Here is a 12191-nt window from a genome sequence, read left to right as displayed (position 1 = left end):
GTCGCCGACAACCGTCGGCGACCGGCGGACCGTGAGCGACCGGCCGAGAGTGGCGAGACGCGGCCGGTGAGACGCGGGCGGGTCAGCCGCGGGCCGTCAGCGGACCCGGCCGTACCAGACGCTCTTCGTCCAGATCTTCTCCAGCCGCACCACGGTGCCGCTCTTGGGCGAATGCCAGATCTTGCCGCCGCCGGCATAGATCCCCACGTGGTAGACGTAGCTTCCGGAGTGGAAGAAGACCAGGTCCCCGCGCTGCCGGGAGGCGGCCGAGACATGCTTGGTCCTGTTGTACTGCTGCTGGGCGGTGCGTGGCAGCTTCTTGCCCGCGTTCTTGTACGAGTAGAGCGTCAGGCCCGAGCAGTCGAACCGGTGTGGGCCCGTGGCGCCGTACCGGTACGGCGATCCTTTCTTCGATGCGGCCACCTTGAGCGCCTTGCTCGCGTAGGCCGTAGCCGCGTGAGCCTCGGAAGTGGCGCCCGGCGCCAGCAGGGTGCCGCCGACGGCGGCAAGGGTCAGGGCCGATACGGCACTCGCCCGGGACATCAGAGACGGGACATGAATCTGCGCAGTCATGCGCAACCCTTCGTCAACCGCCTGTGAAGGATGACCTGTCGGGTTCGGACGGACGAAGATGCCCGGCCGCTGATGCGGCTTCACCCCTAGGGACGACCGGACTGCCCGGTCACCCGTCACGATTGGGTCCTCCACTCCTGCCGATGCACTCCTGTCGACCAGACATCCGGAGCGGCGGCAGGACTCAGCGTCCGCCCGGACCGCCCCGCCGAGGTGGCGGGGGCTTGTCGTCCCAGGGATCTTGACTCATGCCGTGCCGGATTTCCGAGTCGAAACGACGGTTTGTGAGGCTCGTCACCCCTGACCTGTTCGGGTGGACAGGGCCGTTTTAGTGACCGGCCCGCGACCCCTGAGGAACGCCGCACCAGCACCGGAAGGCCTCATTCCGCCAGATCGGTAGTCGCGTTGTGCAAGTTGTGCGGTACCGCGGTCGGGATCGTGACTACACCGAATGGGGGAGGCTGCCCGATACCCCGTTGGCGTAGACGAATGTGGCGGATTCGTCAACTCGAGGAAGCGGGCGGCATCGTCACCCGGCCCGTCCTGCGTTCGCCGTCGAGAACCCTGAGCGCTTCGGCGAGGGTCGCCGCATGTACGTCGCTCTCGCCGCGCACATGCATCAGCGTCAGGGCGTCCTTGAGCGCGGCCGCCCTGCCGAGCAGGGCCTGCGCCGCGCGCAGTGCGCCGTAGGTGTGCGTGGCGCGGGCCGGGTTGATCCGCCCCAGCAGATCGACGACTTCGAGATAGCTGTCGATGAATTCGGCCTCGGCGCGGGTCAGTGCGGGCAGCGGCGGCAGTTCGGGTGGCAGCATCGGGCGCTCACGGGGCACTGGTGTCGGCGAGCGACGCCTTGCGGTTCCTGATCACGTGGTCCACCAAGCCGTACGCCTTGGCGTCCTCGGCGTCGAAGATCTTGTCGCGCTCCAGGTCCGCGGCGATCCGCTCCGGGGTCTGGCCGGTGTGGCGTACAAGCATCTCGGCGAGTTGGGTGCGCAGCCGCAGCAATTCCTGTGCCTGGATGTCCAGATCGGACAGCTGGCCCTGCAACCCCTCCTCGGTAGCGGGCTGCTGGACGACGATCCGGGCACCCGGCAGCGCCATCCGCTTGCCCGGGGCACCGGCGGCGAGCAGCAGCGCGGCGGTCGATGCGGCCTGACCGAGGCAGGTTGTCTCCACGTCGCAGGTGACGATCTGCATCGTGTCGTAGATCGCGGACATGGCACTGAGCGAGCCGCCGGGGGAGTTGATGTACAGGCAGATGTCCCGGTCCGGGGCGGCGTACTCGAGATGCAGGAACTGCGCGATCACATCGTTGGCGGAGGTGTCGTCGACGGCGGTCCCGAGGAAGATGATCCGCTCCTCGAGCAGCTTCGAGTACGGATCGAGGGTGCGGGCTCCCGCGCTGGTGCGCTCGGTGAACTGGGGCAGGACGTAGCGGGCGGCAGGGCGGCTCATGGCGTACCTCTCCTCGAATGCGACCTCTGTAAAAAATGTACAGGACGTACAGTTCGATGAGGGCGATGGCCTAGTGATCCAGGAGAAGCGGCAGGTCAGATGCGGCCCTATTTTCGTTGTGCGGGGCGGGTGCGGGCCGATGTCTCACCATCTCCCACATCGAGTTCTGAGGAGGTCCCTCGCCGACGCCCAGAAGGGCGTGAAAGAGCCCCGGCCTGTCCGCGACGGGGGACACAGACAGACCGGGGCAGATGGAGCGTCAGGTCTTGTGCGGGAGGACGAATCCCCTCACGGGCCTGGGCTCCGGGTCGCGGGACTCGGGAGCCTGGGCGCGCTTCCACGCTGCGACCATCTCCGCGTACCGCGGGTCAATCCACTCGGCCATGAGCCACCTCCTGCGTTCAGACTACGGGCGGCTGAGGGGTCGGCATGGGGCGGATCGTGCACTCCGGTGCGTGCTGGCACTGCGCCGCCACCGACACCAGCGTCTCGTCAGACGGCGCGCTCCACAGCTCCAGGTCCGCCGTGTACCCCACTTTGGCGATCATCTCCCGTGTGCGGTCGAGGATCGCCGGGTCGTAGTGCGTCGGGTCGTAGCCCGGATAGTGGTGCACGAAGCTGCCGAGTTCTTCGCACAGCTCCGCGTACATCGCCGTGTGAAGGATCAGCGCATGCCATCCCTCGTCGACGATGCGGGACGGGGCAAGCCCGACCGCGGAGTATCGCGAGCAGGTGACCACGAACTTCAGCGACTCCTCGACGATGCGGCCGGCCATCTCCTCGGCCATGTCCGGGTTGGCGTCCATCACGGTCTTACGGCAGCTGGTGAACTGCTTGTCCGTGATCAGGCAGCGGACCAGGACCGGGATCGGGTTGCCGGGCGGGTCGGGGAATGGGGCCGGAGGTACGCTCACGTTGATCTCCTCTTCCAGATGGGGATCGCTCCGCCCCGGCCGGGGTTTCCTGGCCGGATGCATCGGCCGGGGCGGGCGTCAGTGGGGTGTGCAGAGCCGACCGCGCTGCTTCTCGGCGGGCGCGTCGCTCTCGCCCTCGGCTGTTACGCAGTGCCCGCCGGCCTGCGCGACGCGGTGTCGCATGACCGAGCACTGCGAGGCGTCCCGGGTGAGCCGGTCCCATCCGTCGACGAGGCAGACGATGTGCCCGGGGTCTCGGTCCATGGCCAGGCACAGCGCGTCGAACTGCGGCCTGTAATGACTCAGGGCGTGGTCGCCGAGGTCGAGCCAGATACCTGCGACGTCCCATCCCCGCGACTCGGCGTAGGCACGGCAGCGGTCGAGACGGATGTCGAGAATGACGGTCGAGGCGGTGGCGTGCCGGTCGTAGATGAAGGCGCGCGGCGTCTCCACTGACGGGGTGGGCTCTTCGATCTCCACGACGACGGCCTTCCTACTACGCTGAGTTGCCCGGTCATCACTGCTGTTACGACGGTAGAAAGCGCAGATCACCGCTTGAAGTGACCGCAGGTACGGGTAACCGGCCGCTCTGTACGGGCAAGGGGGACGCCATGGACAACCACCCGCGATCCACCCCGACCACGGGTCAGGGAACCGCTCAGCGTGGCCGCGGCGGCACAGTCTCCGGGTACGTCTTCCGGCTCATCCGCGAGCAGTTGGGCCACACGCAGGACACTCTCGCCGAACACTTCCGCGTCTCGCCCGACACCATCGCGGGGTGGGAGTCCGGCCGCCGGCCGCTCACCGCCGTGCCCGTTGGCCAGATGCTCGTACACCGCCACTGGCTCATGCAGCTGGGTACCGGTCCTTCGCTCCTCTCCGCCCTCGAACGAGCCATGGAAGCTGACGTGTTGCTGGCGAGCGCCCTGGACGAAGACGTCTCCGCCGCAGGCAACCCGATCGGTGCCTGGGTCATGCAGCGCGATCTGGTCGAGGTTCTCTCCTGGCCTCTCAACGGCATCGCACCCACTCCGCTTCGGGACCTCCCCGCCCCGCGTCGACCGCGCCGCGGCCCCGTCCCGGAAGGGCCGGAGCTGTCGACCGACGATCGCAGACGCTTCTTCTCCCGTATGCGTCGCACTGCCGAACAGGCCCGCGGGGCTGAAAACTTCCTCCTCCGCCGCCAGGCGCTCTATCTGGCCGGCTACGACGAGGAGGCGGACACCTCCGAGTGGCTGACTCAGCAGCAGCGCACGGAGCGCCCCGACGACTGGCTGACCAGGTGGCTCAACGCCCGCTCCGTCGCCGCGGTGGCGGCACGGCAGGGCGACCGTGATCGGATGGGCCACTTCATCACCACGACCCTCGCGGACGACGACGCGGGGGAGGCCGCCAACCTCAACTACTGGGCCTACTGGATCGGCGAGGCTCCGCATATCCAGCTGTCCGACGACTTCATCGCCGCGTCGGACGCGGGTGCCTGGCAAGGCGACAGGCTGATGCGCCACCTGATCCGCGGTCTCACGCCACACCACGGCTTCTTCGATCTCAACGTGCACACCCTGTGGACGCTCCTCGCCGCCCGCCCGAGCCTTCTGCGCCCCACTCCTGCGGGCCGCGCCCTGCGCGAGCGGCTGCCCGTGATGTTGGATAGCCGAGAGCTGTCGACGCGGGCGCGCCGAGAGTTCGAGGGCATCCGGTACGCAATCCGCCTCGCCGAGGCGTGAGAGGAGACGGACGGTGGCTGACGACCTGTCCGCGGTGGCGCACTTCCTGTACGAGGCAGGCACGCTCAAGCACGCGCGGCGCACGGGATGGTGGATGGCCGGGGTCCGCGATCCCGAGAGCGTCGCCGAGCACTCGTGGCGCACGTCGCTGATCGCGTCCATCATCGCGAAGCTTGAGGGCGCCGACCCTGCGCGGGCAGCGTTCCTCGCGGTGTGGCACGACTCTCAGGAGACACGCACCGGGGACGTGAACTACCTCGGCAAGAAGTACTCCTCAGGGGCCAACCCGGAGGACGTGACTGCCGATCAGACAGCCGGCATGCCCGAGGTCCTGGCCTCGACCGTGCGGGACCTGGTGGCCGAGTACGAGGCGAAGGAGACCCCGGAAGCGATCTGCGCACGGGATGCGGACAAACTCGAGTGCATGCTGCAGGGCATCGAGTACAAGGCGCAGGGTCACGAGAACGCGCAGCGGTGGATCGACAACAGCCGCGGTCGGCTTGTCACCGAAACCGGGCAGCGCCTCGCGGACGAGCTCCTCTCTCAGGGATCGCTGGACTGGCTGCGTGCCGCCCTGGGGGAGAAGCAGGCCTGACCCCGGACGCAGAAGGGTGCCCTCTGAGTTGCCGTGTGAGCAACGCACAGAGGGGCGCCGTCGTGAGCGGAGGTGCGTTGTCGAGGGCGTTCCCCGGCGGCGGCAGTGGTCTCTGTGAGGCCAAGGAGGGTCCGTAAGCTGGGAACCATGGCCTACGAGATTCCGGTGACGCAAGCCCGCGCAGAGCTCGCCGAACTGATCAACCGCGTTGTCTACGGCGGGGAGCGTGTCGTCGTGACGCGGCACGGAAAGCCCCTCGTAGCGCTGGTCTCCGCCGCTGACCTGGAACGACTCGAGAAGGATCAGGAGACTGCCGAGGAGCAGGTGATCAGCTCGGTCTCCTCGCTCGGCTCGGTCGCCTCCGCTTCCGGCGAACGCGGGCGCTTCGGTCTCGGTGCCGAGCACCGGCCCCCCGACCGGCGCGGCTGAGCGCGCGCCACCACGCGGACGGGCCCCACCACGCGAAGAGGCCGCGCGCCCCGTCCGCTACAGCGGGGACACGCGGCCGGTCGATGGGCCCCGATGCGCCTCGAATTGCTCGGGCGACGGGCATCGGAGGGCTCAGCCGACAGGTACCGGTTCGGCCTCGCGATGTCCCGCGGCCGCGGCCGCCACCGATCGCCCGCCACGGCGCCCGCCTGCCACAACCGCGGCCAGTCCGAGTGCGGCCCAGAGCGAGAGAGTGAGGACGGCCGCCCCGGCGGCGTTGCCCTCGAAGTACGCCACCGACCGGAGCAACGTCCCGCCCGCGCCCGGCGGCAGCCACTGGCCGATCAGTCCGGCAGGCTCCGGCAGGAGTTCGGGCGCGCTCGAGGCACCCGAGAACGGGTTGCCGATGAGCACCATGAGAAGTCCTCCGAGGGCGAGCCCGGGCGTACCGATCAGGGCCGCGAGCCCGGCCACGGCCGCGCCGATGGCCAGGACGGTCAGGCCGAGTACTCCGGCCTGGGTCCACCATGGGCCGGTGAGCACACCGAGCCAGCTGTCGGCGAGTACGGCGGCGGTGATGCCGACCAGGACGGCGGTGCCGGTCAGTGCGGTTGCCGCGCGGGCCCCGCGGAGTCCCAGCAGGGTCACGACGGCGCCGGCCGCGACACCGGCCAGAGCCAGCGGCAGGATGCTCGCCGCCAGAGCGCTGCCGCGCGGATCACCGGAGGACGTGGGCACCACGTCCGTGATCTGCACCTGCGTACCGGCCGGAGCCTGTGAGGTGACGGCCTCCTTGAGGAGCTGGGCGACCGCCGGGCCGGCCGCCGATGCGGTCAGCAGCCGTGGTCCTTCGGTGGTGACGACCACAGCTCCGTATACGACCCGGTCCTCGATCGCGGAGCGGGCGGCGGCCTCGTCGTCGTAGCGGTGTACGTCGAAGGCTCCCTCGCGCTGCTCGAATCGCTGCTCCAGCTGTGCGGTCGCGGCCGCCGGTCCGGCGATGCCGATGGGTACGTCGCGGGGCGCGATGCGGGCGGCCGGCCACGCGAAGGCCCAGAGGGCCAGCGCCACCAGGGCTGGGATCAGGACCATCACCGCGATCATGCGGCGGGTGGAGGTGGCGGACATGATGGCCCTCGTTTCAAAGAGAAGGATCGTTCGTTTTTGTTGTTGCCCCACTGTCCCGTCGGGCCCGCTTTCTTGTCAAGAAGGAATGTTCGTTTTAGATTGGCGGCATGGCCCGCGTATCCCAGGAACACCTCGACGCCCGCCGCCGCCAGATCCTGGACGGCGCCGCCCGCTGCTTCGCCCGCAACGGCTTCCACGCCACGTCGATGCAGGACATCTTGCGTGAGGCAGGCCTGTCGGCCGGCGCGGTCTACCGGTACTTCCGCAGCAAGGAGGAGCTGATCGCGGCCATCGCCGATGAGGCGTTCAGCGCGATCCGCGGGGCCTTCGACGAGGCCGCCAGGACCACCCCGCCGCCCACCCCCGACGTACTTCTCGGTCGTGTGCTGCGCGTCATGCTGGAGGAGCAGGTGCCCGGCGGCGACCGGCAGGCGTTTGCGCGGCTGATCGTGCAGGTGTGGACCGAGACCCTGCGGAACGAGCAGCTCGCCGCCACGCTGGACGAGGGGTACGTCGGCATGCGCCAGGCCTGGTCGAGGCTCGTGGACGCCTATCGCGACAACGGCCTGATGGCCGCGGATGTACCCGCCGACCATGTGGCCCGCACCCTCATCGCCACCGCCCAGGGTTTCATCGCCCAGCAGGCACTCTTCGGCGATGTCCAGGTCGAGGTCCTGGAGGACGGACTCCGGGCGCTGATGTCGATGGGGGATCCCAAGGCCAGTTAACGCGCCGGAAAAACTTGCGCCTTACCGTTCACCCCCAGGTCGGGAGACTCCCGCGCACAGCTCAGCAGAGTGTGAAGTGAGCTGTGTTCCCGCTGCGTCCAGGCGGGGCCGGACGACAGTGAGGTGGGCCCATGCAACTCTCCCCGCACGAGCAGGAACGACTGCTCATTCATGTGGCTGCCGACGTGGCGGAGAAGCGCCGCGCGCGGGGGGTGCTGCTGAACCATCCCGAGTCCGTCGCGCTGATCACCGCTCACATACTCGAAGGCGCGAGGGACGGCCGTACCGTCGCCGAACTCATGGCCTCGGGACGCAAGGTGCTCACCCGCGCCGACGTCATGGAGGGCATCCCCGAGATGATCCACGACGTCCAGGTCGAGGCGACCTTCCCGGACGGCACCAAGCTCGTCACCGTCCATGACCCGATCGTCTGAGGTACGCGGATGATTCCCGGAGAGATCCTTTTCGCCGACGGCCCCATCGCCCTCAACGAGGGCCGCGAGGTCACCCGACTCGCTGTCGTCAACGCCGCCGACCGGCCCGTCCAGGTCGGCTCCCACTATCACTTCGCCGAGGCGAACCCCGGTCTGGACTTCGACCGCGCGGCCGCCCGCGGCAAGCGGCTGAACATCGCCGCAGGTACGGCCGTGCGCTTCGAGCCCGGCATCCCCGTCGACGTCGAACTCGTCCCGTTCACCGGAGCTCGGGTCGTCCCGGGGCTGCGCGGCGAGACCGGAGGTCCCCTCGATGCCTGAGCTGAACCGCGCTGTCTACACCGATCTCTTCGGCCCCACCACCGGTGACCGCATCCGGCTCGCCGACACCGACCTGCTCGTCGAGATCGAGGAGGACCGGTCCGGGGGACCCGGACTCGCCGGGGACGAGGCCGTGTTCGGCGGCGGCAAGGTGATCCGCGAGTCGATGGGCCAGTCCCGTACGACACGGGCCGAAGGCGCACCCGACACGGTCGTCACCGGTGTGGTCATCATCGACCACTGGGGCATCGTCAAAGCCGACATCGGCATCCGCGACGGCCGGATCACCGGCATCGGCAAGGCAGGCAACCCCGACACAATGGACGGCGTTCACGCCGATCTCGTCATCGGTCCCGAGACCGAAGTCATCGCCGGCAACGGGAAGATCGTCACCGCGGGCGCCATCGACGCGCACGTCCACTTCATCTCGCCGACCCTCATCGACCAGGCCCTGGCGACCGGTGTCACCACCCTCGTCGGCGGCGGCACCGGCCCGGCCGAGGGCACCAAGGCCACCACCATCACCCCTGGCCCCTGGCACCTCGCCCGGATGTTCGAGGCACTGGACACCCTCCCCGTCAACATCGGACTGCTCGGCAAGGGCAACACGATGTCCCGCGAGGCCATGCGCTCCCAACTGCGCGGCGGAGCGCTCGGATTCAAGATCCACGAGGACTGGGGGTCGACCCCCGCCGTCATCGACGCCTGTCTGAGCGTCTGTGACGAGAGCGGCGCCCAGCTCGCCATCCACACGGACACACTGAACGAGGCGGGCTTCGTCGGGGACACGCTCGCCGCCATCGCCGGACGCACCATCCACGCGTACCACACCGAAGGCGCGGGCGGCGGGCACGCACCGGACATCATCACCGTGGTCTCCGAGCCGTACGTCCTGCCCAGCTCCACCAACCCGACCCGGCCGCACACCGTCAACACCATCGAGGAACACCTCGACATGCTGATGGTGTGCCACCACCTCAATCCGGCCGTCCCGGAGGATCTCGCCTTCGCCGAGTCCCGCATCCGGCCCTCCACCATCGCGGCCGAGGACTTCCTGCACGACCTCGGCGCCATCTCGATAATCTCCTCCGACTCGCAGGCCATGGGACGCATCGGCGAGGTGGTGATGCGGACCTGGCAGACCGCGCACGTCATGAAGAAGCGCCGCGGAGCACTGCCCGGCGACGGTCGCGCCGACAACCACCGGGCACGTCGCTATGTCGCCAAATACACGATCAACCCGGCGGTCGCTCAGGGCCTCGACCACGAGATCGGCTCGGTCGAGACGGGTAAACTGGCCGACCTGGTGCTCTGGGAGCCGGCCTTCTTCGGCGTCAAGCCGCAGCTCGTCATCAAGGGCGGCCAGATCGCGTACGCGCAGATGGGCGACGCCAACGCCTCCATTCCGACTCCGCAGCCGGTGCTGCCCCGGCCGATGTTCGGCGCCCTGGGCAGGGCGGCGTCGGTGAGCTCGCTCAACTTCGTCGCCGAGGCGGCGATCGAGGACGGACTGCCCGAACGCCTGGGCCTGGACAAGCAGTTCGCAGTGATCAAGAACACCCGGCGGATCACCAAGGCGGACATGCGGGAGAACGACGCGCTGCCCCGTGTCGAGGTCGACGCCGACACCTTCACGGTGACCATCGACGGCGATGTGGTCGAGCCCGCACCGGCAGTGGAACTGCCCATGGCCCAGCGCTACTTCCTCTTCTGATGAGTACGCGATGAGCCGCGCCGCACTTCTCGTCCTCGCCGACGGCCGATTCCCCGCCGGGGGCCACGCCCACTCCGGCGGTGCCGAGCCGGCCGTCAAGGCGGGCCGCATACGCGATGCCCGGGACCTGGCCGACTTCTGCCGGGGCCGGCTGCACACCACCGGCCTCACCTCGGCGGCGCTCGCCGCCGCGGCCGCCCTGGGCCTCGACCCGCTCGCGCTGGACGAGGCCGCCGACGCCCGTACCCCCTCGCCCGCCCTGCGGGCCACCGCCCGCAAACTCGGCCGGCAGATGATGCGGGCAGCCCGTTCCACCTGGCCGAGCCAGGAGCTCGACGCGCTTGCCGCGGCACGCCCGCGCGGCGCACACCAGCCGGTCGTACTGGGGCTCGCCGCCCGCTCCGCGGCCCTTGGCCCCGAGGACGCGGCGCACTGCGCCGTGTACGAGGCGGTCAGCGGGCCGGCCACCGCGGCCGTGCGCCTCCTCAGCCTCGACCCCTTCGAGGCGACGGCGGTGCTGGCCCGGCTGGCGCCCGAACTCGACGCCGTCGCCGGACAGGCGGCGCGCGCGGCGGCCGCGGCGGCCGTCGAAGGGCTCGACGCGCTGCCCGCCGCCTCCGCCCCGCTGCTCGACCTCACCGCTGAGGCCCACGCAGCCTGGCCCGTACGCCTCTTCGCCTCGTAGGACCGACAGGAGCCGCACCATGCACCTCGATCACTCCCACCACGGCCCGGCCGCCGTCAGCGCCGACGCCGTGCGCCCCGACGGCGCTCGTCGCGCCCTGCGCATCGGTCTCGGCGGCCCCGTCGGTTCCGGCAAGACCGCGACCGTTGCCGCGCTCTGCCGCGCCCTGCGCGACCAGTTGTCCATCGCCGTCGTCACCAACGACATCTACACCCGCGAGGACGCCGAATTCCTGCTCCGTAACGCGGTACTGCCGCCCGAGCGCATCCAGGCCGTCGAGACCGGCGCCTGCCCGCACACCGCGATCCGCGACGACATCTCCGCCAACCTCGAAGCGGTCGAGGACCTGGAGGAGAGCGTCGGCCCCCTCGACCTGATCCTCGTCGAGTCCGGTGGCGACAATCTCACCGCGACCTTCTCCAAGGGCCTTGTCGACGCTCAGGTCTTCGTCATCGATGTGGCAGGCGGCGACGACATCCCGCGCAAGGGCGGCCCCGGCGTCACCACCGCCGATCTGCTCGTGATCAACAAGACCGACCTCGCACCGTATGTCGGCTCCGACCTGGGCCGGATGGCGCGGGATGCCAAGGAGCAGCGCGGTGAACTCCCCGTCGCCTTCACCTCGTTGAAGGGCGGGGAAGGGGTGGCACCGGTCGCCGACTGGGTGCGCGCGCAGCTCGCCGCCTGGACCGCATGAGCGTCCGGGCCACGGCCCGTATCGTCGCCACCCGGGACCGACTGCCGGTGCTGGAGAGCGACGGGCCGCTCGCACTGCGCCGCACCAGGGCCACCGGTGCCTTCACCCGGGTCACCGTCGTCGGCGCGATGAGCGCACCGCTCGGCGGTGACCGGCTCGCCATCGAGGTCGGGGTGGAGGACGGCACCCGGCTCACCGTCGACTCCGCCGCGGCGACCATCGCACTGCCCGGACGCATCCCCGAACAGGCCCACTACGACGTCCGGTTGAAGGTGGGCGACCACGCCGAACTGCGCTGGCTGCCGGAACCGCTCATCTCCGCGCGCGGCAGCGATCTGCGGATGCGTACCCGCGTCGAACTCGCCGCCACCGCACGGCTGGTGCTCCGCGAGGAGCAGATCCTCGGCCGGTACGGCGAGCAGCCCGGCACCCTCTCGACCCGCCTCACCGTCCACCGCGCGGGACGCCCTCTGCTGGACCAGGAGCTGGGCTACGGACCCGGCGCGCCCGGCGGCTGGGACGGCGGGGCGGTACTGGGCGGCCACCGGGCCGTGGGTCAACTCCTCATCGTGGACCCCGCGTTCGAGGAGAAGCCCGCGGAGTCCCGGCTGCTGGGTCCGAACGCGGCTCTTACACCGCTCGCCGGTCCTGCCGTACTGGTCAATGCCGTTGCGCCTGACGCCCGTCAACTGCGCCGCGTACTCGACGAGGTGCTGCACGCGGAACTGTCCGAGTGAGAGAACCGGGAGATCCCGGCCATTTCGGTGCACCGCTCAGCGGGACACTACTTA

The 12191-nt window shown here is 69.7% G+C and carries 17 protein-coding genes and 1 riboswitch; of the genes, 10 read left to right on the top strand and 7 right to left on the bottom strand.

Annotated features, from left to right (window positions below):
• Positions 1 to 96: 96 nt before the first annotated feature.
• The 6 genes from ACWDZ6_RS29335 to ACWDZ6_RS29310 all read right to left on the bottom strand — a co-directional run bounded on the left by ACWDZ6_RS29335 (position 97) and on the right by ACWDZ6_RS29310 (position 3422).
• Positions 97 to 573, bottom strand: coding sequence for a C40 family peptidase (locus ACWDZ6_RS29335; RefSeq protein ID WP_366732609.1), 477 nt, complete (start codon positions 571 to 573; stop codon positions 97 to 99).
• Positions 574 to 576: 3 nt separating this feature from the next.
• Positions 577 to 731: riboswitch (cyclic di-AMP (ydaO/yuaA leader) on the bottom strand.
• 345 nt (positions 732 to 1076) lie between these two features.
• Positions 1077 to 1385: a hypothetical protein gene (locus ACWDZ6_RS29330; RefSeq protein WP_451505242.1), complete on the bottom strand. Its 309-nt coding sequence runs from the start codon at positions 1383 to 1385 to the stop codon at positions 1077 to 1079.
• Positions 1386 to 1392: 7 nt separating this feature from the next.
• A complete protein-coding gene (locus tag ACWDZ6_RS29325; protein ID WP_366732611.1) occupies positions 1393 to 2028 on the bottom strand; it encodes an ATP-dependent Clp protease proteolytic subunit in 636 nt (211 codons plus the stop codon).
• A 259-nt stretch (positions 2029 to 2287) separates the two neighbouring features.
• The gene (locus ACWDZ6_RS29320; RefSeq protein WP_451505241.1) at positions 2288 to 2413 is read right to left on the bottom strand and encodes a hypothetical protein; all 126 of its coding nucleotides are present in this window, start codon (positions 2411 to 2413) and stop codon (positions 2288 to 2290) included.
• Between the two features lie 16 nt (positions 2414 to 2429).
• Positions 2430 to 2942, bottom strand: coding sequence for a glycine-rich domain-containing protein (locus tag ACWDZ6_RS29315; protein WP_451505240.1), 513 nt, complete (start codon positions 2940 to 2942; stop codon positions 2430 to 2432).
• Positions 2943 to 3020: 78 nt separating this feature from the next.
• Entirely contained in the window at positions 3021 to 3422 is a 402-nt protein-coding gene (locus tag ACWDZ6_RS29310) for a recombinase family protein (protein WP_451505239.1), read from the bottom strand.
• A gap of 131 nt (positions 3423 to 3553) precedes the next feature.
• Between ACWDZ6_RS29310 and ACWDZ6_RS29305 the strand changes: the two genes are divergently transcribed.
• The 3 genes from ACWDZ6_RS29305 (at position 3554) to ACWDZ6_RS29295 (ending at position 5693) form a co-directional block, all read left to right on the top strand.
• Positions 3554 to 4669, top strand: coding sequence for a helix-turn-helix domain-containing protein (locus ACWDZ6_RS29305; protein WP_451505238.1), 1116 nt, complete (start codon positions 3554 to 3556; stop codon positions 4667 to 4669).
• A 13-nt stretch (positions 4670 to 4682) separates the two neighbouring features.
• On the top strand, positions 4683 to 5264 hold the full coding sequence (locus ACWDZ6_RS29300; RefSeq protein ID WP_451505237.1) for an HD domain-containing protein: 582 nt from the start codon (positions 4683 to 4685) through the stop codon (positions 5262 to 5264).
• A gap of 147 nt (positions 5265 to 5411) precedes the next feature.
• On the top strand, positions 5412 to 5693 hold the full coding sequence (locus ACWDZ6_RS29295; protein WP_451505236.1) for a type II toxin-antitoxin system Phd/YefM family antitoxin: 282 nt from the start codon (positions 5412 to 5414) through the stop codon (positions 5691 to 5693).
• Positions 5694 to 5825: 132 nt separating this feature from the next.
• Here ACWDZ6_RS29295 and ACWDZ6_RS29290 read toward each other — a convergent pair whose 3' ends face one another.
• Positions 5826 to 6821, bottom strand: a complete 996-nt coding sequence (locus tag ACWDZ6_RS29290; RefSeq protein WP_451505235.1) for an ABC transporter permease — start codon at positions 6819 to 6821, stop codon at positions 5826 to 5828.
• 107 nt (positions 6822 to 6928) lie between these two features.
• On the opposite strand from ACWDZ6_RS29290, the gene ACWDZ6_RS29285 reads away from it, so the two are divergent.
• From ACWDZ6_RS29285 to ACWDZ6_RS29255, 7 genes are all read left to right on the top strand, one after another.
• Positions 6929 to 7549 (top strand): TetR/AcrR family transcriptional regulator, encoded by a 621-nt coding sequence (locus tag ACWDZ6_RS29285; protein ID WP_451505234.1) that lies wholly within the window; start codon positions 6929 to 6931, stop codon positions 7547 to 7549.
• A 131-nt stretch (positions 7550 to 7680) separates the two neighbouring features.
• The gene (locus ACWDZ6_RS29280) at positions 7681 to 7983 is read left to right on the top strand and encodes an urease subunit gamma (protein ID WP_326648362.1); all 303 of its coding nucleotides are present in this window, start codon (positions 7681 to 7683) and stop codon (positions 7981 to 7983) included.
• A 9-nt stretch (positions 7984 to 7992) separates the two neighbouring features.
• On the top strand, positions 7993 to 8304 hold the full coding sequence (locus ACWDZ6_RS29275; RefSeq protein WP_451505233.1) for an urease subunit beta: 312 nt from the start codon (positions 7993 to 7995) through the stop codon (positions 8302 to 8304).
• Positions 8297 to 10018, top strand: a complete 1722-nt coding sequence (locus tag ACWDZ6_RS29270; RefSeq protein WP_451505232.1) for an urease subunit alpha — start codon at positions 8297 to 8299, stop codon at positions 10016 to 10018. The genes ACWDZ6_RS29275 and ACWDZ6_RS29270 overlap by 8 nt, the downstream gene beginning before the upstream one ends.
• A 10-nt stretch (positions 10019 to 10028) precedes the next feature.
• Positions 10029 to 10703, top strand: a complete 675-nt coding sequence (locus ACWDZ6_RS29265) for an urease accessory protein UreF (protein ID WP_366732657.1) — start codon at positions 10029 to 10031, stop codon at positions 10701 to 10703.
• Between the two features lie 19 nt (positions 10704 to 10722).
• Positions 10723 to 11400 (top strand): urease accessory protein UreG, encoded by a 678-nt coding sequence (gene ureG, locus ACWDZ6_RS29260; RefSeq protein WP_389183658.1) that lies wholly within the window; start codon positions 10723 to 10725, stop codon positions 11398 to 11400.
• Positions 11397 to 12137 (top strand): urease accessory protein UreD, encoded by a 741-nt coding sequence (locus tag ACWDZ6_RS29255; protein ID WP_451505231.1) that lies wholly within the window; start codon positions 11397 to 11399, stop codon positions 12135 to 12137. The genes ureG and ACWDZ6_RS29255 overlap by 4 nt, the downstream gene beginning before the upstream one ends.
• Positions 12138 to 12191 lie beyond the last annotated feature (54 nt).

It is taken from the genome of Streptomyces sp. NPDC002926 (assembly GCF_053591755.1).
The sequence above is the reverse complement of the archived record's forward strand: the minus strand, read 5'-3'. Positions and strand labels throughout refer to the sequence as shown.